Origin of the sequence: Paenibacillus sp. A3, assembly GCF_001399685.1 — a bacterium.
Classification (GTDB): domain Bacteria; phylum Bacillota; class Bacilli; order Paenibacillales; family NBRC-103111; genus Paenibacillus_G.
The window spans coordinates 26,288-47,712 of sequence record NZ_JTHN01000153.1; the positions used below are offsets into that span (position 1 = coordinate 26,288).

Annotated in this window: 23 protein-coding genes; 5 read left to right on the forward strand and 18 right to left on the reverse strand. The window is 53.5% G+C overall.

Annotated elements, in window-relative coordinates:
* Positions 1-92: 92 nt before the first annotated feature.
* The 4 genes from QJ48_RS22920 to QJ48_RS36200 form a co-directional block, all read right to left on the reverse strand.
* Positions 93-773, reverse strand: coding sequence for an HAD family hydrolase (locus QJ48_RS22920; protein WP_054975800.1), 681 nt, complete (start codon positions 771-773; stop codon positions 93-95).
* 202 nt (positions 774-975) lie between these two features.
* Complete coding sequence (locus tag QJ48_RS22925) at positions 976-1,545, reverse strand: manganese catalase family protein (protein ID WP_054975801.1); 570 nt, start codon at positions 1,543-1,545, stop codon at positions 976-978.
* A 32-nt stretch (positions 1,546-1,577) separates the two neighbouring features.
* On the reverse strand, positions 1,578-1,841 hold the full coding sequence (locus QJ48_RS22930) for a spore coat protein CotJB (RefSeq protein ID WP_054975802.1): 264 nt from the start codon (positions 1,839-1,841) through the stop codon (positions 1,578-1,580).
* Positions 1,842-1,861: 20 nt separating this feature from the next.
* Positions 1,862-2,065: a spore coat associated protein CotJA gene (locus QJ48_RS36200; RefSeq protein WP_082420644.1), complete on the reverse strand. Its 204-nt coding sequence runs from the start codon at positions 2,063-2,065 to the stop codon at positions 1,862-1,864.
* 122 nt (positions 2,066-2,187) lie between these two features.
* Here QJ48_RS36200 and QJ48_RS22935 point away from each other — a divergent pair, with 122 nt between their 5' ends.
* Positions 2,188-2,877: a C40 family peptidase gene (locus tag QJ48_RS22935; protein WP_054975803.1), complete on the forward strand. Its 690-nt coding sequence runs from the start codon at positions 2,188-2,190 to the stop codon at positions 2,875-2,877.
* Between the two features lie 98 nt (positions 2,878-2,975).
* Here the strand turns inward: QJ48_RS22935 and QJ48_RS22940 are convergent, their stop codons facing one another.
* From QJ48_RS22940 to QJ48_RS22980, 9 genes are all read right to left on the reverse strand, one after another.
* Positions 2,976-3,860, reverse strand: a complete 885-nt coding sequence (locus QJ48_RS22940) for a YitT family protein (RefSeq protein WP_054975804.1) — start codon at positions 3,858-3,860, stop codon at positions 2,976-2,978.
* 59 nt (positions 3,861-3,919) lie between these two features.
* A complete protein-coding gene (gene ytvI / locus QJ48_RS22945) occupies positions 3,920-4,969 on the reverse strand; it encodes a sporulation integral membrane protein YtvI (protein ID WP_054975805.1) in 1,050 nt (349 codons plus the stop codon).
* Positions 4,970-4,986: 17 nt separating this feature from the next.
* On the reverse strand, positions 4,987-6,351 hold the full coding sequence (locus tag QJ48_RS22950; protein WP_054975806.1) for a hemolysin family protein: 1,365 nt from the start codon (positions 6,349-6,351) through the stop codon (positions 4,987-4,989).
* A gap of 46 nt (positions 6,352-6,397) precedes the next feature.
* Positions 6,398-7,534: a radical SAM/CxCxxxxC motif protein YfkAB gene (gene yfkAB / locus QJ48_RS22955; protein ID WP_054975807.1), complete on the reverse strand. Its 1,137-nt coding sequence runs from the start codon at positions 7,532-7,534 to the stop codon at positions 6,398-6,400.
* A 110-nt stretch (positions 7,535-7,644) separates the two neighbouring features.
* Positions 7,645-8,001 (reverse strand): helix-turn-helix domain-containing protein, encoded by a 357-nt coding sequence (locus QJ48_RS22960; RefSeq protein ID WP_082420645.1) that lies wholly within the window; start codon positions 7,999-8,001, stop codon positions 7,645-7,647.
* 169 nt (positions 8,002-8,170) lie between these two features.
* Positions 8,171-9,265, reverse strand: a complete 1,095-nt coding sequence (locus tag QJ48_RS22965) for an HD-GYP domain-containing protein (protein WP_054975808.1) — start codon at positions 9,263-9,265, stop codon at positions 8,171-8,173.
* Positions 9,266-9,456: 191 nt separating this feature from the next.
* On the reverse strand, positions 9,457-10,263 hold the full coding sequence (locus tag QJ48_RS22970; RefSeq protein ID WP_054975809.1) for an undecaprenyl-diphosphate phosphatase: 807 nt from the start codon (positions 10,261-10,263) through the stop codon (positions 9,457-9,459).
* A gap of 97 nt (positions 10,264-10,360) precedes the next feature.
* Positions 10,361-11,803, reverse strand: coding sequence for a bifunctional UDP-sugar hydrolase/5'-nucleotidase (locus tag QJ48_RS22975; RefSeq protein WP_054975842.1), 1,443 nt, complete (start codon positions 11,801-11,803; stop codon positions 10,361-10,363).
* A 60-nt stretch (positions 11,804-11,863) separates the two neighbouring features.
* Positions 11,864-12,331 (reverse strand): hypothetical protein, encoded by a 468-nt coding sequence (locus QJ48_RS22980; protein ID WP_054975810.1) that lies wholly within the window; start codon positions 12,329-12,331, stop codon positions 11,864-11,866.
* 200 nt (positions 12,332-12,531) lie between these two features.
* On the opposite strand from QJ48_RS22980, the gene moaD reads away from it, so the two are divergent.
* The 3 genes from moaD to QJ48_RS22995 all read left to right on the forward strand — a co-directional run bounded on the left by moaD (position 12,532) and on the right by QJ48_RS22995 (position 15,547).
* Positions 12,532-13,248 (forward strand): molybdopterin converting factor subunit 1, encoded by a 717-nt coding sequence (gene moaD, locus QJ48_RS39260; protein ID WP_054975811.1) that lies wholly within the window; start codon positions 12,532-12,534, stop codon positions 13,246-13,248.
* The gene (locus QJ48_RS22990; protein WP_054975812.1) at positions 13,245-14,321 is read left to right on the forward strand and encodes a ThiF family adenylyltransferase; all 1,077 of its coding nucleotides are present in this window, start codon (positions 13,245-13,247) and stop codon (positions 14,319-14,321) included. The genes moaD and QJ48_RS22990 overlap by 4 nt, the downstream gene beginning before the upstream one ends.
* A gap of 155 nt (positions 14,322-14,476) precedes the next feature.
* Positions 14,477-15,547 carry an HD-GYP domain-containing protein gene (locus QJ48_RS22995; protein WP_054975813.1) on the forward strand — a complete coding sequence of 357 codons (1,071 nt, stop codon included), beginning with the start codon at positions 14,477-14,479 and terminating at the stop codon, positions 15,545-15,547.
* Positions 15,548-15,609: 62 nt separating this feature from the next.
* Here QJ48_RS22995 and QJ48_RS23000 read toward each other — a convergent pair whose 3' ends face one another.
* Positions 15,610-16,773 carry a C40 family peptidase gene (locus tag QJ48_RS23000; RefSeq protein ID WP_054975814.1) on the reverse strand — a complete coding sequence of 388 codons (1,164 nt, stop codon included), beginning with the start codon at positions 16,771-16,773 and terminating at the stop codon, positions 15,610-15,612.
* 376 nt (positions 16,774-17,149) lie between these two features.
* Between QJ48_RS23000 and QJ48_RS23005 the strand changes: the two genes are divergently transcribed.
* Positions 17,150-17,524 (forward strand): hypothetical protein, encoded by a 375-nt coding sequence (locus tag QJ48_RS23005; protein ID WP_054975815.1) that lies wholly within the window; start codon positions 17,150-17,152, stop codon positions 17,522-17,524.
* A gap of 72 nt (positions 17,525-17,596) precedes the next feature.
* On the opposite strand, the gene QJ48_RS23010 is transcribed toward QJ48_RS23005, so the two are convergent.
* The 4 genes from QJ48_RS23010 to sufB form a co-directional block, all read right to left on the reverse strand.
* Positions 17,597-18,451, reverse strand: coding sequence for a DNA alkylation repair protein (locus QJ48_RS23010; RefSeq protein WP_193394483.1), 855 nt, complete (start codon positions 18,449-18,451; stop codon positions 17,597-17,599).
* Positions 18,452-18,463: 12 nt separating this feature from the next.
* Positions 18,464-19,129: a peroxiredoxin-like family protein gene (locus tag QJ48_RS23015; RefSeq protein WP_054975816.1), complete on the reverse strand. Its 666-nt coding sequence runs from the start codon at positions 19,127-19,129 to the stop codon at positions 18,464-18,466.
* Positions 19,130-19,228: 99 nt separating this feature from the next.
* Positions 19,229-19,912 carry a Crp/Fnr family transcriptional regulator gene (locus QJ48_RS23020; RefSeq protein ID WP_054975817.1) on the reverse strand — a complete coding sequence of 228 codons (684 nt, stop codon included), beginning with the start codon at positions 19,910-19,912 and terminating at the stop codon, positions 19,229-19,231.
* A 106-nt stretch (positions 19,913-20,018) separates the two neighbouring features.
* Positions 20,019-21,416: a Fe-S cluster assembly protein SufB gene (sufB, locus tag QJ48_RS23025; RefSeq protein ID WP_054975818.1), complete on the reverse strand. Its 1,398-nt coding sequence runs from the start codon at positions 21,414-21,416 to the stop codon at positions 20,019-20,021.
* Positions 21,417-21,425 lie beyond the last annotated feature (9 nt).

A 21,425-nucleotide genomic window follows, 5' to 3' on the forward strand; every position in this document is an offset into this window, starting at 1 on the left:
GTCCATAAAAAAACACCGATGCGTCATCGATGTTTTTTATACCCGGCAGCGAATCCGGGTCCGGGACTTCAAAACAAAAGTCTTTCCGTTCCTTACGCTTCGAGCAATGCCGGAAGGTCACGGAAATCCGCGATGCGAACATCGGCCTGATCCAGTTCTCCCTCTTTGCGGAAGCCCGCATAATCGCAGCCGACCACAAACAGCCCGTTCGCATGTCCCGCCTCGACGTCCGAGGAACGGTCACCGACCATCCAAGCGTTTTCGATGCCGTACTTGTCCAACAGCTGCCGCACGAGATCCACCTTGGAGCGGGTCGCATATTCCCCTGCGCTGTACAAGCCTCCGGCTTCAAAAAGCGGCTCCAGCCCTTGGTGACGGATAACGCCTTTGACGTAAGCTTCCAGACCGTTGCTGGCTATGAACAGCCGCACACCCCTCCGGCGCAGTTCCCGCAGCGTGTCGGCAACGCCGTCATACAGCTTGCCTTCGCCGCGCGCCATCCTCTCTACTTGCAGCTCCAGCAATAGCTCGTCCGCACGACGGTGAACCGCTATATCGGCATCCGGCATCACCAGCTGCCATATATGCTCCAGCAGCATGCCAAGCCCGCTCAAAATGTATTTCTCATCCGGCGTTTCCCCTTGAAACAGCCCTTCCGCACGCAGCTGTTCGAATGTAGCGTGGTAAGCCGGCAGCAGCAGCGTTTCCGTCTGAAATAGCGTCCCGTCCAAATCGAAGATCATCGCTTCCGGTGTTCTCTTGTTCGTCGTCATTCCCTTTCTCCTCCTGACATCCGCATAAACATATCACGTCTTATAGAACCATGATTGTCACAGATTGTCAAACGATGTCCTCACATAAAAAATAAACGATGGCGTACGGAGTGATTTTCCTACTCGTTCCGGACGCCATCGTTTTTAAGAGAATGAAAACGATATATGAACCCCCTCTGCCTGTCCTCCGAGCCCGGTTCCCTTAAAACACCTTTTTCGCCCCCTGCTCCGCCTTCAAAATCTCCACCGCCTCGCGGAAGCGGAGCGAATGAATGACTTCGCGCTCGCGCAAAAATTTCAGACCGTCCTGCAAATCCGGGTCGTCCGTCATGTCGATCAGCCATTGATAAGTGGCGCGCGCTTTTTCCTCCGCGGCGATGTCCTCATACAAGTCGGCGATCGGATCGCCTTTGGCCTGAATATAGGTAGCCGTCCATGGTACGCCCGCCGCGTTGTTGTAATACAGCGCCCGATCGTGATTCACGTAATGCTCATCTAATCCCGCGGCCTTCAGCTGTTCCGTCGTGGCGTCTTTGGTCAGCTTATAGACCATTGTGGCGATCATTTCCAAATGGGCGAATTCCTCCGTCCCGATGTCCGTCAGAAGTCCGATCACTTTATCCGGGATCGAATATCGCTGATTCAAATACCGCAGCGCCGCCGCCAGCTCGCCGTCCGCACCGCCGTACTGCTCGATCAGCAGCTTCGCCATGCGCGGGTCGCACTTGCTGACCCTGACCGGGTACTGCAGCTTTTTCTCATAGATCCACATCGCTCAAGTCTCCTCTCCTGGTCGGCTTTGAATCAGACCTGCCACGGCCACGGCGGCTCCCACCATTGCCAGGGATACCCCGAAAAGCTGTGGCCATACTGCAGAAGCGGTCCGAACTCGGACTCGTACCGTTGGGCCAGAAGCTGGCGCTGCTGCGCACATTGATTAAACTGCTCCAACGCCTGGGCGTCATCGGGGTGCGTATCCAGATAGAGTGTCAACTCCACCAACACGAAATCGATCGCTTGCAGCTCCTCCAGCAGCGTGTAGTAATGAGGGGGCAGCGGTTGTTTCATGCCGTTCACCTCCTATCCTTTCAGCAATGTTTGGATTCGTATGGACTGTACAGCGCAGGCCAGAGCGTACCGCACCGGAGCGCCTGAAGCGGGGGATATTGAGGAAGCCCCGGCGGTTGAAATTGAATATACAGATTTGGCGGAATAACAAAGGTCTTAACCGTAATCGGCGGACAAGGGTCGAAGGGGCTGACATACGGATACCATTCTTTCTCAAGATCCATGGCCGGAAATGCCTCCTTTTGCAATCTACCAATATTTATACATTGCCGCTCGTCCATTATGCGTATAAAATGACAACAACTTCATCTGCCCCCTGCAGAAGGAAAAAAGGAGTTGAAGCATTTTGTTCGAGAAAGCGTTTTCAAAAGGATTGCTGCTAACGATCGCCGCTTCTTGCCTGATCGCGGTCCCCTCCGTTTTCCCGGATTCGACTTACGCGGCTGGCGAACAAACCCCGATCGTCCTATCCCAGGGCACATCCGGAACGGCGGTGACGGAATTGCAGCAAAGTCTTCAATCGCTTGGGTATTTCACCTATCCGAATGCTACTGGATATTACGGCCAGTTTACGGTACAGGCCGTCCGCTCTTTTCAGCAAGCCTACAGTTTGCCGATGACCGGCGCCGCTGACGGAACGACACGGATCGCGCTATCCCGCGCTCTTGTGAAGAAATCTATCCTCACCGATGCAAAACGATACATAGGTACGCCCTACGTGTGGGGCGGAAGCACGCCTGCCGGCTTCGATTGCTCCGGTTTTATCTACTACTTGCTTTCGAAGCAGGGAGTCCCCATGAATCGGACCAGCTCGTCCGTCATGGCCGGCATGGGCTTTGCGGTTGACCGGGACCGTCTCATGCCCGGCGACTGGGTATTCTTCGGATTGAACGAGCCCGGCGTCGTCTCCCACGTCGGCATTTATACGGGCAACGGCGAGTTCATCTCCGCCACACGCTCTGCGGGAATCGCCGTTCAAAAGCTGGACAGCAGCTACTGGGGCTCCAAATATCTCGGCGCCCGCCGCTACTATTGATCGCCGTTTACAAAAAAACCGTCCACAGCCCTCGTTCCAAGCAGGCGTGCATGATGCGCTCCCTGCCTTGAAACGAATGGCCGTGACGGTTTTTCTCTTTAGTGAATATCCTTTTTCTTAAAGCGTCCGCCCTTCACGTCGTGGATATTGCCGACTGCGAGAAATGCGGCTTGATCGAGCTCCTCGACGATCGACTTCAGCTTCGCTTCTTCCAACCGGTTGATGACGCAGAAGATGACCAGCTTGTTGCCGCCGGTAAATCCGCCTTCGCCTTGCAAATAAGTTACCCCTCGGCCCAAACGGTGCATAATGGCGTCCCCGAGTTCGCGGCTGTTCTCGCTGATGATCCAGACGGATTTGGATTCATCGAAGCCTTCGATCGTAATATCGATCAGCTTGAAGGCTATGTAATAAGCGATAAGCGAATACATCGCGTGATCCCATCCGAACACGAAGCCGGCGCTGCTCAAGATGAACAGGTTAAAAAACATGACCACTTCGCCGACCGAGAACGGCGTTTTCTTGCTGAATAGAATCGCCATAATTTCCGTGCCGTCGAGCGAGCCGCCCGAACGGATGACCATGCCGACGCCGATACCGAGAATAATGCCGCCAAACACTGCCGCAAGCAGCGGATCGGTCGTCAGCGGCGGCACCGGATGAAGCAGCCATGTGCCGACGGACATGAGGGAAACCGCAAATAAGGTAGATAACGCGAACGTTTTACCGATTTGCTTATACCCGATAAACAAAAACGGAAGGTTGAATAATAAGAGAAATACACCGATCGGAATACCCGACAAATGCGAGGTAATAATCGAGATGCCCACGATTCCCCCGTCAATGATGTTGTTGGGCACCAAAAAGTTTTCCAGTCCGACCGAGACGAGCGCCGCCCCCAACAAAATAATGACGGCGCGTTTCACCAGTTTGGGCAACGATAATTTGGAATGCTGCTTGGCTTTTTCTAGACCTGCCTGCATTGCTTCTCCCCCTTAGATTGCCGTAAGACCGTAGGAACGACAAGATTTTTTTGTTATAGTTACTGTTCCAATTTGATGTTGATTTTAAGCAAACCGACCCGGCGAAGCGCCTGGTACACGATAATAAGCACCGGCCCCAGAATGAGGCCGATCACTCCGGCAAGCTGGAAGCCTACATACATGCTGACCAACGCCGCCAAAGCATTGATTCCGACGGCGTCGCCGATAATTTTCGGTTCGATCAGACGGCGAAACACCATGATGACGAGCAGGAGGATGATCAGCCCGATTCCGAGCCGCATGTCTCCCGCGAGCATGCTGTACCCCACCCACGGAACGAGTACGGCGCTTGTGCCAAGCACCGGTAAAATATCCACAAGCACGATAAGCAGCGCAACGGCAAGCGGATAATCGACATTCAAAACAAGCAAGCCGACCAACGTCACCACATACGTTAGCAAACTGATCAGCACCTGCGCGAACAGAAAGCCGATAATAGCACGGCGCAAATCGCTCAGCACCGCAGCCACCTTCGGTCTAGACTGTGTCTCGAACAGATTCAGAAACGACTGATGCAGCTTCGGCAAGCTGAACGAAATCAAGTAAAGACCGATCACGAACACGACAAAAAACACGAACAAATTCGGAATCGTTTTGGCAACGTCGAGAAAATACCCGGAGATAGCGGTCACGATGCTTTTTAGATTTTCCGTAAGCATCCCTGCTCCCGTTTCCACATAACGCTGCACCTGCTCGGCAACGTCGTACGGCAGCAGTTTATAGAACAATCGGTTTCTGACCGACGAATCTTCAATAAACAACTTGGCGTCACTTAAATAGACAGAAGCGTTCTTCCAGAATTGAATAAGCTCCGTGACAATTTTGAAGCCGATCAAATAGACGAAACCAAGCAGCGAGCCGGTAAAAAGCGTACAGACCACGGCGGAAACCGTTACGCGCCCGCCGCGGAACATTCGTGTTAGCAGCAGAACGATCGGTTCGAGCAACAGGGCAATCAACATGGCAAGCAAAAACGGGAAGCCGATGGTGAACATTCCGTACAAAAGCACGGCGCCAAGCACACAAAATACGATCGTTCTAAGCGACATCGAACGGGTACCCCCTATTATTCAGGATGGTTTTGACCGGCTAGCGGACCCGAAACGGGCTGTTTCTGAACAGGTTGAATTTTTACACGCAAAATACGCAATCGCTCGACCTCCGTAATTTCGAACAAGAAGCCGTTCTGCTCCAGCCGTCTGCCTTTGGAGACGGAGCCTTCCAACTGCTTGAACAGCCAGCCTCCGATCGAATCCACCTCGTCGTCTTCGATCCCGAGGGCAAGCCGGTCGTCGAGATCCTCCAGCAGCACGCGCCCGTCAACGGAGTAAGCATCTCCGATCTTCTCCACCTCAGGCCGCTCCGTTTCGTCGAATTCGTCGTGAATCTCGCCGACGATTTCCTCCAGAATGTCTTCGGTGGTAATCAGCCCGGCCGTTCCGCCGTATTCGTCGATCACGACGGCAAGCTGAGAGCGCTTCTTCTGCATCAGCCGCAGCACATGGCTGATTTCCATCGATTCGGGCACCATGAGCACCGGACGCAAGAAATCTTTGATATCGTGCTTCTTGTCCGGTTCGCAGGTGAGCAAGTCCGACATATGGACAAATCCGATGATTTCGTCTTTATCGTCCGTAGCCACCGGGTAGCGCGTATGCTTCGTTTCGTAAACGATTTTTAAGTTTTCCTCATAGCTGAGCTCGGTAAACAAACAATCCATATCGGTCCGCGGCAGCATGATTTCCCTCGCCACCCGATCGGAGAACTCGAATATATTGTCGAATAGCGCCAGCTCGTCTTTATCGATGATACCGCTGCGGGCGCTTTGGTCCATCAAAATCCGAATTTCTTCTTCCGTATGGGCTTCTTGCTCGGCAGCGGGCTGAATCCCGACCAGCTTCAAGAGCTTGTTCGCGGCGCCGTTCAACAGCCAGATCGCCGGATAAAAGATTTTGTAAAACAGCATTAAAGGAGCCGACAGCCATAGAGAGGTTGCTTCCGATTTCTGAATAGCCATGGATTTGGGCGCAAGCTCGCCGAGCACGATATGCATGAAGGTGATCACGGCGAAACCGATCGCAAACGACAAGGCGTTGGCATACCAAGCTCCTCCGAGTCCGAGAGCCGCCAGAGCCGGTTCTACGATCAGATGCGAGACGGCCGGTTCTCCTACCCAGCCCAAGCCCAGCGACGCCAGCGTAATGCCGAGCTGCGTGGAGGACAGGTAAGCGTCCAGCTTTTTGGTTACGGCGAGCGCATACTTGGCTTTCGGGTTACCCTCGCTCTCCAGCTGCTGCAGGCGCGTAGCCCGGACTTTCACCAATGCAAACTCCGCTGCGACAAAAAAACCGTTCAGCAGCACCAAAAACACGACCAGTAGAAGATTAAGCGAAATTAATCCGAAATCGAACCCTGTACTGTGACTTTCCAAGAAGGATCAGTCTCCTTTGCAAAAGTAAAATGGAATAATGGCTGAATTACACAAGAGCTTTCCGCTGGCCGAAATCGACATCTTTATAATACGTATCGACGACCAGAAGATTCGGTCCGCAGCAGTTGGCCGCCGGACAATGACAGTTTACGGTCTTGCTCAGACGATGATCTTTCCAGCGCGCGAATACTTGATCGAGCCGGTCCGCATGAATGTTGCCGAGCGCAGGCACATCCGCAAAGTCGGTGACGAAAACGTCGCCCGTGAACAGGTTCACGTTGAGGCGGTTGCGCCCGTCCGGGTCGTTGCGCACAGTTACGTTCGGCTCGCGGCGAAGACGTGTTACCAGCTCCCGGTCCTCCTCCAGCGGGCTGCAAGCATAAAACGGGAGCGTCCCGAACAGCATCCACAGATCACGGTCGCGGTCGTCGAGCAGCCGATGAATCGCAGCCCGGGTCTGATCCAGCGTCAGCACCGGCAAATTGGAGGCGAAAGCGCTTGGATACATCGGGTGCACCTCATGGCGGCGGCATCCCATCTCTTGAATCAGCTTATGGATTCCGCTCAGCTTCCCGTGCGTCCGGTAATTGATCATCGATTCCGCTGAAACGAACATCCCGCCGCTGGCGAGCGCTTTCGCATTCTCGACCATCCGTTCATATAATTTAGCCGCCGTCGTGGCGGAAACTCTTCGGTCTGTCCGGACAAACCCGACTTCGTAAAAATCGTCGGCGTTCAAATAGTTGAACGAAATATGCATCACGTCGAGATAAGGAGCCATCGCTTCGTACCGCGAAAGGTCCAGCGTCACGTTGGAATTGATCTGCGAACGAACTCCCCGTTCCCGGGCGTAACGCAACAGGGGGACGATATACTCGCGCACCGTCTGCTCGTGATAGCTCGGTTCCCCGCCGGTGATGCTGATCGTCTCTAATCCCTCGACTTCATCCAGCCGCTTCAAGATGACATTCAGCGGGATGCGCGGTCCTTCCGATACCATGAGCGATTCGCCGACGGCGCAGTGCTCGCAGCGCATGTTGCATAAATTCGTCACGGTCAGCTCGACGCTCGTCAATCGGTGTTCGCCATGCGTTTGCAAACAGCGCAGCGGGTCCCACGGATCGTATTCGGGCGTTATCTGGGGCAATACGGGCAAATCGTTGACGATTAAGCGATCGGACATGTTGTTTTTTCACACCTGACTTCTTTAAAAAGTAAAATCTAACAATAATATATTACCCATTGTATCGTAATACGATTGAAAAGAAAACCGACGTCCTGTCGCGCCGCACCTTACTCCCGCTGTTCGGAAAGGCCGATGCCGCGCGGCTTTCCCCATTTTCTTGCCCAATTTCCCATTTCCACAAGTATGGTTTGAAAGTCTTTGCCTTTATCCGTTAAGGAATATTCGACGGTTACCGGTACCGTAGGAAACACTTGACGACGGATAATCTCATGCTCCTCCAGATGACGCAAAATATCGGTCAGCGATTTGGTGCTGATATGGTCCAGATTGCGGCGCAATTGATTGAACCGCTGCGGACCTTTAAACAGTTGGCGGAGGACCAGGAACGACCATTTTCCTCCGAAAATTTGGAGCGCCTCCTCCACGGAAGCCATGCATTCCTCTTCGTTTGAAATTGGGTCCACTCGATCACCTCCTTACGAAAGAGAAGTTAGTTTATAATTTAACATTATACTAAAAAATAAGCTATGCTTCAAATTAAAATCTAATTGTATACAGTCGTCCCTACTTTCCAAACCATCGCCAACATCAAAAAAGACAGCTTCCGGGAAGCTGCCTCTGCACGACTTGACACTATATAGGTTTATAGTTGACGCCGGTAATCATGACCGACAGCATTTTGGACAAATCGATTTCGGGCGTATCCTTCAGCTCCTGTCCCTCCGCATCCAGCAGCAGCCGCACGACCGGACGCTGAGGCACGTTCGCATTCAAATCGACGACCACTCCCGTTTCACCCGTGTTTAGAGTCACGGTGATGCCGATCGGATAAATGGCGATTTTATCGCGGAACAATTCGATCTGCCGGGTTTCGTACAAGGTGCCCGATCCGGCAAACAAAATTTCCATCGCCTGATGCGGAAGCATGGCGCTTCGGTACACGCGGTGGGTCGTCATGGCATCATAAGAATCGACCAAGCCGATCCAGCGCGCGTATTCGTGTATTTCCGAGCCCTTGAGTCCGCGCGGATACCCGCTGCCATCCAGTCTTTCGTGATGCTGAAATGCGCAGTGTGCGGCGAGCAACGGAATGTTGGGCTCGTCCTTCAGAAATTGAAAGCCGAATACCGTATGATGCTTAATCCGCTCATATTCGCTTTCCGACAGCTTTCCTTTTTTGCGCAGCAGTTCAAGCGGGATTTGAGTTTTGCCCACATCGTGGAGCAGCGCCCCCAGGCCGAGCGTCATCAGCTCTTCCCGGTCGTAGCCGTGCGCCATGCCGAGCATCGTCGCATAAATGCACACATTAAGCGAATGCTGGAACAAATATTCGTCCATGAGGCTGATATTGGTCAGCATGATCATGGCATCCTTGTGCTGGCTCAAGTCGTCCAAAATCATGCTCATCATCCCGCGAAACGCTTTGCCGACCTGCATTTGGCCCACCAATTTGCGCTTGACCTGATCCTCCATCATTTTGCGGAAGGACGTCCGGATCCCTGTAATCGCTTGGAGCCGCGTCTCTTCGCTAATGACATCTTGGACAATCAGATCCCGGGTTCGCGGATCGTCGATATATACAAAATCCACGCCATGCTCGCCCAGGCGGGTAATAAGCGCCTGCGTTAATTCCACCCGCTCGCCCAGCAGCGTCAACCCGTCCGAGTTGTATATTTTTTTCCCAAGGCGCATGCCGGGTTTGACCATGCTCAGCGGAAGCAAACGCATCAACGAACCACGTCTTCTTTCTAAAGAAAAATTTAGAAAATACCGATATGATTAAGCGTATCGAATTCGAATCAAAAGAGCAATATGTTTTTTCACGTTTTGACAAAATTTATATGAACATCGAACGAAAAAAGCCGGAAACAAGAGAATATCCCCTATTTCCGGCAAAATATCGTCGAATTCCGAACAAGCTACCGCAGCACGAACATCCAGAACAGCGCGGCAGCGGCAAAGCGATAATACGCAAAATACGACATGCTGAACTTTTGTACGAATTTGATGAACGTGACGACCGCGAGCAGCGCTACAACGAACGAAACGATGAAGCCGATGGCAAAAAATCCGACATCTCCGGAAGAGAACGCATCGAGGTTTTTGATCAGCTCGTACCCGGTAGCGACGACCATGACGGGGATGGCGATAATAAACGTGAAGTCGGCGGCGGCACCGCGGCTCGCCCCGGCCAGCATCCCTCCGGCGATCGTCGATCCCGAACGGGAGAAGCCAGGCCAAATCGAAATGATCTGCCATAGTCCGATGAAGAACGCCTGTTTGTACGTCAGTTCGTCGACATCGTGCGCCGTTACTTTCGGTTGGAATTTCTCCCCGATGATGAGCAGCACGCCGCCAAGGATCAGGCCGATAAGCACGGTTTCCGGCGAGAAGAGGTAGGCTTTAATAAAGTCTTTCGTCAAATACGCAATCGCCAGCGTCGGCACGATCGCCAACATAATGTGCAGCAAGTTCATCCCTTTGCCCGCTTTGGGCTTTTCCTTGCTGAGGCCGAACAGCCGCAAAATCCGCTTCCAGTATACGACGACCCCCGCCAGTATGGCGCCGAGCTGGATGACGATCTCGAACGTTTTGATCAATTCATCCGTATCCGGAATTCCCAGCAGCGTGCTCGTCAAAATCATGTGGCCCGTGGACGAAACGGGCAAAAACTCCGTCAAGCCTTCCACGATGCCAATAATCACCGCTACCCACCAATCGTACATGCGTTACTCCTACTCTCTCCCTCGGATTGATCCAGTTCGTATCATGATTAGCTTTTTATATTCTAGCTCGTTTGCTGCGGTTTGTACACACCAGGAATTAAGTAGCGTGCGGCGATTGTCCGACCGGGCGCCACCGCCGGGAAAAGCTGCGCTGAAGCGACGATTCGTCGCGAAGCTCCCGAAGCAGCACATCGCGCAAAAATTCCGGCAGGAAGAACTGCGGTTCCGCCCCTTCTCCAAGGGACGTGAAGCCCACCCGGAACGTAAACATGTCGATGGAGCCGACCAAATACTGCCGCTCCGCCTCCAGCGGCTGCCCGCCGACGTCCACGGCGCGAATCTTCGCATAATCGGCCCCTTCCGGGTCGTATTGTACGGTGAGTCCGTCCACGCACAGCGTTCCGAGCACTTTGCCGCGAAAGCCGTAGCCGTACAGCGGTTTGTCCATGAACTCGGGAAGCAGCGATTCCTCCAGCGCGCGAAGCAGCTGCGCCCCGGTCAGCTTCATCCGGCACGGGTTGATCGGCGACGGGCACAATTGAAGCAGCATGCCGGCCGAGACCGGGCCTTGCGGCAGCCCGCCGAGCAGCTGTCCGGCATTGACCAGACCGATCTCGGCTCCCATCCACTGGCGCAATCCCCCGGCTAGCAAATTCCCGAGCGGCGATTCGCCATACCAATCGTACGGCATTTCGACAGGCAGGCGGACGACCTCTCGGTCCAATTCGGCGGCCGCACGAACGCCATACTGCCCGATCAGGCTGCGGATCTCCTCATCTTCCGGCTCGATAGCCACCGCTTGTACGGATGCCTCCGCACCCATCAGCTTCTGTTCGGCCGGGTCCCATTCCAGATCGACGACTCCGACGTATTGTCCGAATTTGCCCGTGGCGCAAACGAGCGTCCCGCCGATGCGCAGCGGTTCTTCCAGCAAGTGATGCGTGTGCCCGCCCAAAATCAGATCGATGCCCGGTACTTCGGCCGCCATGCGCTCGTCGTTGCGCAGCCCGAGATGGGACATGACGATGAGCACGTCCACCTGGGGACGAAGCTGCCGGACAAGAGGCGGCACGACGTCGAACGGCTCCCGCACGTCCCATCCGAGCAGATTGTAAAACTCGGGAAAGCAGGCGGTGACTCCGATCAGCCCGATGCGCACTCCCGCTTTGCGGACGATATGATATGGCACCGCCCATGGCGGCAGCGCTCCCGTTGCCGATGCCGGCAGGTTGCAGATGACGGTGGCGAAGCTCGCCTGCTGGCCGTACAGCTCGGAAAGCACGTCCTCCGTGTAGGACAATCCCTCATTGTTGCCGAGCGTGACCGCTTCATACCCGGATGCATTCAGCACCGCGATGTTCGTCCGGCCGTCCGTCCCTTCGGTTTCCGGGCGCATCCGGTCGATATGATCCCCGATATCGAGCGTAAGCGTCCGCTCTTCTCCGGCTTCCGCGCGAAGCCTCCGCAGGGCGGAGGCGATGCGGGGCATTTGTTCAAAGTGGCTGTGGATATCGTTCGTATGAAGGACGCGCAGCCTCATTCGTTCGATCACAAAGGCACCTTCCTTCAAGTAGCGAGTAGATGAACGGAGCGCGTGCTGTCAAGAACGTGGCTTGAACAGCTGCTCCGGTGTTATCGTATTTTTGAACCCGTACGTCGCCGCTTTTTCCGCGGCCTCTTCATCGTAGAGAATCCGGATCCGCACGATGCTTTTCACATTGAGGCATTCGCTGCTTCCGTCCGGAACGTACAAGCGGATCGGATACCCTTTGGCCAATGGGCTGCCATCTTCCTGTTCGTAGAGCACCAGGGCTTGCTTTAACTCGCTCCAAGGAATGCCCGCTTGAAATTCGTCCGCTCCTTCGACCTCCAGACGGGTCGGGGTCCGTCCCGGCTCCGCCTGCTGCGCTTGGACCCAAGCTTCGTACCACGCCAGCCAGTCGAACGCATTTCCCGTGACGCCGTTCACCCGCTCCTGTACCGGAAACCTCCGCGGAGCGATGGCCGCCAGCTCGCTTACGGTATACCGGATGCGGCCGACGTACTCATCTGCGATTTCTATAGTCATGCTACGCCTCCATCTCCCCTCGAAACATCACCAACCATTATATCATTTTTCGCTAAAAATATGGTATGCTGAAACTTAAAAGAACAGCCCGCAAAAGCCGGTGAATCACGAGCTTGGCAGCGGCCGGAGCAGCAATCCGCCACACAGAAGCCTCATTCGCCGGACTTCGAAAGGCCGCTAAAACGAAGGAGTAGACAATCATGAAGCTGAAGCTGCTGCTTTTCGCCGGATTGGCCGAGCATTTCGGTTCCCCGGTACTGGAGCTGGACATAGAACAAGACGGGCTGACGCCGCCGGAGCTCAAAGCCCTGCTGGCCGCCCGCTACCCCGCGGCATCGGACGTGCTTAAGCAAGCGTTCGTCGCGGTGAATCAGCAGTACGCGGACGATGCGGTCCGCATCACCGGGCAGGACGAAGTAGCGCTCATCCCGCCGGTTTCCGGCGGCGAGCCGGAGCCCTACGCCATCACCCGCGATCCGATTATTGCCGATGAGGTGACGGCCAAAGCATTGCATCCGGACCATGGCGCGACGCTGGCATTTGTCGGCACTACCCGGGAGTTTACCCATGGCAAAAGGACCACGATGCTGGAATACGAAGCCTACGAGCCGATGGCGCTGAAAACGATGCGTCAAATCGGCGACGAGCTGTCCTCGCGCTGGCCGGGTACGCGGCTCGCGATTACGCACAGGCTCGGTACGGTGCCCGTAGGCGACACGAGCGTCGTCATTGCCGTGTCTTCCCCGCACCGCGACTCCGCCTATGAAGCGAGCCGGTATGCCATCGAGCGGCTGAAGCAGATTGTGCCGATCTGGAAGAAGGAAATATGGGAGGACGGCTCGGAGTGGAAGGGACATCAGCAAGGCCCCTGGAATCCTGCAGCCGGTCTTCCGCAAGAAGGAGAGTCGTTAGCATGAACGTATCCGACAGCATGACGGAGCAGGAGAACGTACACGTTGCGGATCGGGAACGGTATTCGCGCCAGATGCTGTTCGCCCCCATTGGCGAAGCCGGCCAAGCCAAGCTGCTGCAAGCCCGCGTCGCCATCGTGGGCATGGGCGCGCTCGGCACGGTGCTCGCCAATCATATGGTGCGCGCCGGCATCGGCTTCGTGCGCCTGATTGACCGCGACTTCGTCGAGCGAAGCAATCTGCAGCGGCAGATGCTTTACGACGAAGCGGACGCGGCCGGCTCCGCGCCCAAAGCGGAAGCGGCTGCCGCCCGGCTGGGCGCGGCGAACTCCGGCGTTGTCATCGAGCCGGTCGTGGCCGACTTGAACTTCGCCAATGCCGAGCAATTGCTGGCTGACGTTCAGCTTATCCTGGACGGTACGGATAATTTTGCGGTGCGCTTTTTAATTAACGACGTCAGCGTCAAGCACGGAATTCCGTGGATCTACGGCGGCGCCGTAAGCTCCCGCGGCGTCTCGCACACCGTCATTCCCGGCGAAACGCCTTGTCTGCGGTGCTTGTTCGACCAACCGCCGGCCCGGGGCACGACGGAGACATGCGATACGGCAGGGGTGATCGGATCGATCATTCATACGGTCGCCTCCCACCAAGCGGCCGAAGCGCTGAAGCTGCTTGTGGGGGCCCATCAGCAGTTAAATCGCAAAATGGTCCACTGGGACCTTTGGTACAACCAATACGCCGCGATCGACGTATCAAAAGCCCGCAAAGCGGATTGCCCCTGCTGCGCAGCTCGTCAATTCGAATACCTGGATGCTTCGCTGGAGGAAGATACGATCCAGACGCTGTGCGGCCGGAATTCCGTCCAAATCCAGCCCGTTTCCCCTGCCGCGCTATCTTTGGAAGAATGGGCGGAACGGCTTCAGCCGCTTGGACGGGTCGAGAAAAATCCGTTTCTCCTCAAGCTTCATTTGGACGAAGCGTTGACTTTAGTGCTTTTCCCGGACGGCCGGATGATCGTACAGGGCACCGAAGACCCTACCGTGGCCAAAAGCTTGTACAGCCGCTATATCGGAATGTAATTATTACAAAATAGATTAAATATTAATTAATTTTTACCTTTTATTCGACAAAATTCGAGTACTTCGGGTTCATTTTCCTGTTATCATGAGACAAAAGGGACAACTTTTACATATCGGTAAACGTCCCGTGACCCCAGGACAGAGGTGAACCCGTTGTGCTCATATCGATCCATCAAGTCAAAGTTGGCGATCGGCTCGGCTCGGATACGTTTAACGGGTACGGACTGCTGGTCCTATCCGCACATACCGAGCTTTCCGTCGATGATATTGAGAAGCTGAAGCTGCACCATATCGACGAAGTGGACATCGCTTTTTGTACGGATGACCCAGAGCCCGACGCAGCAAGGGACGAATCTCCACCCGCGCAGACGGAGCACGCTGCCTCAGCTGCCGCAGTAGCAGCTTATCATGAAGCAGTGGACGGCATGAAAAGCATATTTGAGCAAGCGATCCAAAAAGGCATTGTGTACAAGGATCAAATTGACAACGGTTTCAACCCGCTTGTCCAGCAAGTTCACGAGGAGAGGGACGTCGTTTCGCTCCTGCTCGTGTTAAACAGCACGGACGATTATACGTATCAGCACAGCGTGCAAGTAGGCATGATCTCCTACTATATCGCCAAATGGCTCGGGCAATCGGAGGCGGATGCTGAACTCGCCGGCAAAGCGGGCTATTTACATGACATCGGCAAAGGCCTCATCGATCCGGCCATTCTTCAGAAGCCCGGAAAATTGACGGCGGAAGAATATGAACGCGTGAAAAAGCATTCGATCTACGGATACGAGCTGCTGCAGCGTTCGGGGCTGCCCGCGGAAATATGCTTGACTGCTTTGCAGCACCATGAACGGCTCGACGGGTCCGGCTACCCGTACGGCCTGCGCGGTGATGAAATTCATCCGCTGGCCAAGATCGTCGCGGTCGCGGACATTTACAGCGCGATGATCTCAAGCCGGGTATACCAGAAAAAACGCGATCTGCTGTTCGTCCTGCGCGAGCTCCACCGGTGCAGCTTCGGACAAATTGATCCTCATATTACGCAATTGTTTATCCAGCACATGGTCCCGAATTTTATCGGGAAAAAAGTTCAGCTGGTCTCCGGCGAAACGGGCACGATCGTACTCACCCATCCGACCGATGTGTTCCGGCCGCTCGTCAATTTTGACGGTATGTTCATCGATTTGTCGGAACGGACGGACTTGGAAGTCGAGCACATTTTCGCGGATTAAGAAACGTTTGCCTTACATACGAAAGAACAGCCCTGACGGACAACCGGCCGGGCTGTTTCTTTTTATGAGGATACCCGCTTGGCAGCCAAAAACGTCTGCTTCCAATACGCATTGTTGATGTGGGTCATCTGCACGCCGTCTTTCGGCTCCGGAGCCGAGTGAATCATTCTTTGGTTCCCTAAATAAATGCCGACATGACCGACCGTCTTCTGGCTGCGAAACTTACCGGGAACGTAAAAGAACAACAGATCGCCCTTCCGCAATTGTTTTCGGTTGATAGCGGTCCCTTGCTTGGCTTGGGCCCGGGCCGTCCGGTTCAGCGTGATACCGGATTTGGCGAACACATATTGCGTAAATGTGGAGCAGTCGAACTTGCCGGAGGTCGAATAAGGTGCGGCGCCGAACGAATAGTTCACGCCGACGTATCGCTGTGCCCGGGTCAGCAAAGCGTTCATATCGACCTGCCTCAGAACGGGGACTGCCATGTCATCCTTGCCGAAAAAACCGTCCAGCCCCTTCATGGCCTCGACAGCATCGGAAGCCTCCAGCAGCGGGTCGCGCCCCAGCCTCATCGTCGAAGTCCCTCCCGCTGTTTGAAACGGGTCCTTCGGATCGTCGCCGAAGTCAAGCTCCGCTCCCGTACTCGCCTCCAACGGGCCATCGATCGCCCCGCTCACCGCCCAATCCGTCGCTTGGACGACCGCCGCCTGTTCCTTGATCTCGAATGAAAAATCTTTCGCAAACACGGGATTTAACGCCGACACGGGGATATGTATCTGGGAATTAAAAAGAACAGGCGCTTCCTTAAGCGCCACCGTCTCATCGTCTCTCAGCGCTGACGTCTGGCCCGGCTTCAGCTCGTAAGACGCATCGTGCTCCCCTAACTGAAATACTCCCCTGGTTTGATCCCAATTAGACCGGAACCCGACAATTTTGGCAAAATCGGAACCTACCACATAAGAGGTCCCGCCTATAGTGACAGTGGGAATCGTCATTTCCACCCGGCCTTGCGTCAGCATGCGAATAAATCCGCCGTTCAGGCCGATCGTTGTCGTTTTTCCGTTGATTTCTTCGCTTTTTAACCGGTTTGCGGCTTGACCGTGGTTGCTCGGAATCCCCTGTTGATTCGAAAGCCGCTGTTCCTTCGATAATTGAGGCCCGCAGCCTGCCGCCAGCAAGCATGCAACCAACGAGGCCGCCACCGGACGCCGCCATGATCCGATCATCGCACCATGCTCCTCTCATTCGTGAATTCGCCGGAATTCGGTCCCTTTATAGGATGAAGCAGGAGTCAGGGGGCTATGCATCCGGTTGGCTGGAAACAAATAAGCGCAATCCTCCTGCATAAATTGCCGGAAGATTGCAGTCTATAGAAAAACTTCATATAAAATTAAGGTAAACTTTATAGACACTAGGATTAACGGTAATGTATGTTTATTGCAACAGCCCAGAATATCCCAATGACTCTACTATTGGGAGGTGTTCGGCTAACCGGCAAAATCCAAATTGAAAGCGAATTCAAAACGTTGAGGACCATCCGCCTGGAACAAATGAACCAACGCATGTGGAATTCATTCTATGAAAAAAGGAGCTTGAGATGGTATGAAAAGAAAAATCGCGTCTATCGCTTTCGTGCTTGTCCTGCTGTTCAGTTTTGCTTCCTCTGGTCTGGCGGCCTCGAGCGGACCGGGTACTGGCAACGATACTTGGGCGCCGGTCCAAGCCCATGGCAATATTTATATCGAAGGCAACTTCATAAACGTCGGGCAGATCAGCCTCGGGGTTAATTTTAAGCTGTACCGGGTTACCCCGACCGGAGATGTGCTGGTAGGCAGCAACTCGACAGGAACCATTGTGGCCGGTCAATATGCGCGTCTCAAGATTCCTTTGGCTTCGAATCAGCCCGACGGACAGTATAGACTTGTCTTAGACTCACCGGGTGATTTCACTGTCGTTGCCTATCTGGGCTATAATTAAACATCAAAACCTCCATAGCCGCTTTGCTCGTTAAGGTGGCGATGGAGGTTTTTCATTTTCAGTTTAAAGCAGTTACTCCTTCGATTTTCTCAGTAAGCTTCTTGTCGCCCTGGCCACGATTCGTTTCGTCTCTTTCGTATCCGAAGCTTCCAGCCATGCATCGCATATCCGACGCACCCAGTCCGGATTCGTTTTACCGGCATCGTTCAGCCAATTTCCCACCGAATCTTGAACATATTTGACCGGGTCTGACTTGACCTCCTCCAAAAGCGAAAGCGCCAATTGAGGCTGCTCTTTCAATACGGAAAGGTGCTTGGCCCAAACGCCTTGCGGACGGAGCGATTCTACGGCAAACCTTCGGATATTCGAATCCTCATCGCGCACCCACTCATGCAGAATATCGATGGCTTGCAATAATTCGTTAGAAATCGATTCCCTGACCGCCATCCAGGCCATCTCGCGCACGCCAAAATGGGAATCGGCAGCAAACGGACGAATGCCTGTTAGTTTCTGCATGACCGTTAATCGTTCGTCCAATCCGATCATATAAGCCGCCCAACAGCGCACGCTGTCTGAACGATGGTCAGCTAATGCATGGAAGATTCGAAAGCCTTCCTTTTCCGGTACATGGTCCAACAGGCTAAGCCACTTTCTCGCAATGGCGGGGATTATACTCATAATCTTCTTTTGGTTCAATCGTTCCAAACCGGATAACATCTCATCCGACTCTTTATGCAATTCGAGCGTGCAGAGTATATGCCGCAACAGCTTGAGATGATCGATAGCCAGCCACTCCGTAAGATTGACGGTCTGCAGCTCCCCCCTTTGCAGCAGTTGAATCACGGCTTTCGGGATATCGGCAGCCTTTCGAGCTCCCTTCCGCTGTAAAATCACGTCGGATATAATAACTGTCTTTTCCTGATCCATCGCTACCCCCTGCTACGACGAAATCGAGTTCAAAATCTGTATGATTTCGGCAGGCTCCATGCGTTTTTTGTAATCTGCATCCACCTGCGCCGCACGGATGATTCGATTTTTATCGATAACAAAAGTAGCCGGTACAGGAAGTTCCCATGAATGATCTCCGTTAAAGGCATCCAGTGTAATGCCTAGCGACCTGTAGATGTCGTGCAAATGATCGGGCATTTTAAATTTCAGATTGTATTTCTCCGCTGCTTGATTACGCACATCGCTTAAGAGCAGGAAGCTGAATCGGTGCTTTTCGTTGAGGAGTATGGATTGATCCGGAGTTTGGGGACTGACTGCAATGAGCTGAGCGCCGGCTGCTTGAATGTCTTTCCATATTCGCTGATAGGCCAGCAGCTGCAAGTTGCAGAAGGGACACCATCCGCCGCGGTAAAAGATAAGAACAACGGGACCTTTAGCCGTTTCCTCGGACAACGTGATCTCGTTCCCTATGTGATCGATCAAAGTAAAGTCAGGCGCTTGAATTCCAAGCTCCAATCCTGTACCAACACCGGATTCCCGAAGCTCCCGGATCGACATTTCGAACGCATCCAGCACTGCTTGAGGGAGCATCTGCTTCATTTGTACCGTCGCTGCTTCTAATTCAGATTGCAATGTGTGAAACGGCATCTTTTCCATGAGATCATCTCTCCATATCGTATAGGTTTTAGCCTTTATACGATACTTCTTTTTCTTAAGGGAAAGATGTAATCCAGTTTACAACTGCAGCCGGAAGCCTTACATGATGCTCCTTTCCGAAAGCTTGCCTCGATGAATGTAGATTGTTTTGAATCCGGTCTTAATCACTTGTTCTTTCACAAGATCCTGCAAGGCTGCCGTGACGGCCTCTCGGGTTGCGCCGACGAAATTAGCGATTTCTTGATGGGAAAGAGGAATATCGATTTTGTAAAACTCGCAATCCTCCGTGACTCCAAACTGATCGAAAAGCTTAACAAGAATAAACAAAATTTTATCATGCAGCTTCGCAAGTGCCAGATTTTGAGCCAAATTGCTCATATCGATCATCCGTTCGCTCAATACTTTCATTAAGTTCATCATAAAGCGGGGATGATGAACTAAAAAACTCTCGAATCTATCCTTATTCATCAAGCAAATATGAGATTCTTCTACCGTTTCTATGTATAGCTCCCGTGTGCCAAATGAAATTCCGGCCATTTCGCCGAATACGTTCCCTTCGCTTAAGATGTCCAGAGTGAACTGCTTGCCTTCAGCGTTAAGCTTGTACAGGCGGACCTTCCCTTTCTTCACAAAGTAAAGCCCCTCGGCAAAAGTATCCGGTGTTTGGATATACTGACTTTTCCCAACCGTTGTTATTGAAGTTAATTGATCCATTTCGACCAAATCTTCCATCGACAGCGAGTTCAGCAGATTGAATTGTGACAGGTATTGAATTTTGTCCATTTCTCTCCCTCATTCGTCCTAAAAAAAATACGTATCCGGGCGACGTTACACCTAAGCGTAAACGTCGTCGCGGACACGTATTGCATGCTTCCCCGAAAATTAAAACTTAGCCGATCGAGCCTTCCATCTCGAACTTGATGAGACGGTTCATTTCGACCGCATATTCCATCGGCAGTTCTTTCGTGAACGGCTCGATGAAGCCCATAACGATCATTTGCGTCGCTTCTGCTTCCGTCAATCCGCGGCTCATCAGGTAGAACAGCTGATCTTCGGATACTTTCGAGACGGTCGCTTCGTGCTCCAGCGTAATGTTGTCGTTCATGATTTCATTGTATGGAATCGTATCGGACGTCGATTCGTTATCCATAATGAGCGTATCGCACTTGATGTTCGCCTTGGACCCTTCCGAGTTGCGTCCGAACGAAGCCAAGCCGCGGTACGTCACTTTGCCGCCGTGCTTGCTGATCGACTTGGATACGATCGTCGATGTCGTGTCCGGCGCCAAGTGCGTCATTTTCGCACCGGCATCCTGATGCTGGCCTTTACCCGCTACGGCGATGGAAAGCACCATGCCTTTCGCGCCGCGGCCTTTCAGCACAACCGCAGGATATTTCATCGTCAGCTTGGAGCCGATGTTACCGTCGACCCATTCCATTGTCGCGTTTTCTTCCGCAACCGCACGCTTCGTAACCAGGTTGTAAATGTTCGGCGCCCAGTTCTGAATCGTGGTGTAGCGGACGCGGGAATCTTTGAGGCAGATGATCTCGACGACGGCGCTGTGCAGCGAGTTCGTGCTGTAGACCGGAGCCGTACAACCTTCGACGTAATGCACGAAGCTGCCTTCGTCGGCGATGATGAGCGTACGCTCGAACTGTCCCATGTTTTCCGAGTTGATCCGGAAGTAAGCCTGCAGCGGAATTTCCACCTTCACGCCCTTCGGCACGTAGATGAAGCTGCCGCCGGACCATACCGCGCTGTTCAGTGCGGCGAATTTATTGTCGCTCGGAGGAATGATCGTCCCGAAATACTTCTTGAAAATTTCCGGGTGCTCTTTAAGCGCCGTGTCCGTGTCCATAAACAGCACGCCTTGCTCTTCCAGATCCTTCTGCATGCTGTGATAAACGACTTCGGACTCGTACTGGGCGGATACACCCGCCAGGAACTTCTGCTCCGCCTCCGGGATACCGAGCTTGTCGAACGTTTCTTTGATTTCGGTCGGCACTTCTTCCCACGTTTTCCCCTGCTTCTCGGAAGGCTTCACGTAGTATTGAATGTCGTCGAAATCCAGATCGTCCATATTGCCGCCCCAACGCGGCATCGGCATTTTCAAAAACTGTTCCAGCGACTTCAGGCGGAACTCCAGCATCCATTCCGGTTCGCCTTTCATTCTGGAAATCTCGGTCACGATTTCACGGGTCAAGCCTTTTCCGCTCTGAAACACGGCTTTGTGCTCGTCGCGAAACCCATATTTATATTCTTCCATCTCGGGCATTTTCTTTGCCATGGGTACCGT

Coding starts and splice junctions, on each gene's coding strand:
- QJ48_RS22920 (WP_054975800.1), bottom strand. CDS start 773: ATGACGACGAACAAGAGAACACCGGAAGCGATGATCTTCGATTTGGAC.
- QJ48_RS22925 (WP_054975801.1), bottom strand. CDS start 1,545: ATGTGGATCTATGAGAAAAAGCTGCAGTACCCGGTCAGGGTCAGCAAG.
- QJ48_RS22930 (WP_054975802.1), bottom strand. CDS start 1,841: ATGAAACAACCGCTGCCCCCTCATTACTACACGCTGCTGGAGGAGCTG.
- QJ48_RS36200 (WP_082420644.1), bottom strand. CDS start 2,065: ATGGATCTTGAGAAAGAATGGTATCCGTATGTCAGCCCCTTCGACCCT.
- QJ48_RS22940 (WP_054975804.1), bottom strand. CDS start 3,860: ATGCAGGCAGGTCTAGAAAAAGCCAAGCAGCATTCCAAATTATCGTTG.
- ytvI (WP_054975805.1), bottom strand. CDS start 4,969: ATGTCGCTTAGAACGATCGTATTTTGTGTGCTTGGCGCCGTGCTTTTG.
- yfkAB (WP_054975807.1), bottom strand. CDS start 7,534: ATGTCCGATCGCTTAATCGTCAACGATTTGCCCGTATTGCCCCAGATA.
- QJ48_RS22965 (WP_054975808.1), bottom strand. CDS start 9,265: ATGCGTTTGCTTCCGCTGAGCATGGTCAAACCCGGCATGCGCCTTGGG.
- QJ48_RS22970 (WP_054975809.1), bottom strand. CDS start 10,263: ATGTACGATTGGTGGGTAGCGGTGATTATTGGCATCGTGGAAGGCTTG.
- QJ48_RS22975 (WP_054975842.1), bottom strand. CDS start 11,803: ATGAGGCTGCGCGTCCTTCATACGAACGATATCCACAGCCACTTTGAA.
- QJ48_RS22980 (WP_054975810.1), bottom strand. CDS start 12,331: ATGACTATAGAAATCGCAGATGAGTACGTCGGCCGCATCCGGTATACC.
- moaD (WP_054975811.1), top strand. CDS start 12,532: ATGAAGCTGAAGCTGCTGCTTTTCGCCGGATTGGCCGAGCATTTCGGT.
- QJ48_RS22990 (WP_054975812.1), top strand. CDS start 13,245: ATGAACGTATCCGACAGCATGACGGAGCAGGAGAACGTACACGTTGCG.
- QJ48_RS23000 (WP_054975814.1), bottom strand. CDS start 16,773: ATGATCGGATCATGGCGGCGTCCGGTGGCGGCCTCGTTGGTTGCATGC.
- QJ48_RS23005 (WP_054975815.1), top strand. CDS start 17,150: ATGAAAAGAAAAATCGCGTCTATCGCTTTCGTGCTTGTCCTGCTGTTC.
- QJ48_RS23010 (WP_193394483.1), bottom strand. CDS start 18,451: ATGGATCAGGAAAAGACAGTTATTATATCCGACGTGATTTTACAGCGG.
- QJ48_RS23015 (WP_054975816.1), bottom strand. CDS start 19,129: ATGGAAAAGATGCCGTTTCACACATTGCAATCTGAATTAGAAGCAGCG.
- QJ48_RS23020 (WP_054975817.1), bottom strand. CDS start 19,912: ATGGACAAAATTCAATACCTGTCACAATTCAATCTGCTGAACTCGCTG.
- sufB (WP_054975818.1), bottom strand. CDS start 21,416: ATGGCAAAGAAAATGCCCGAGATGGAAGAATATAAATATGGGTTTCGC.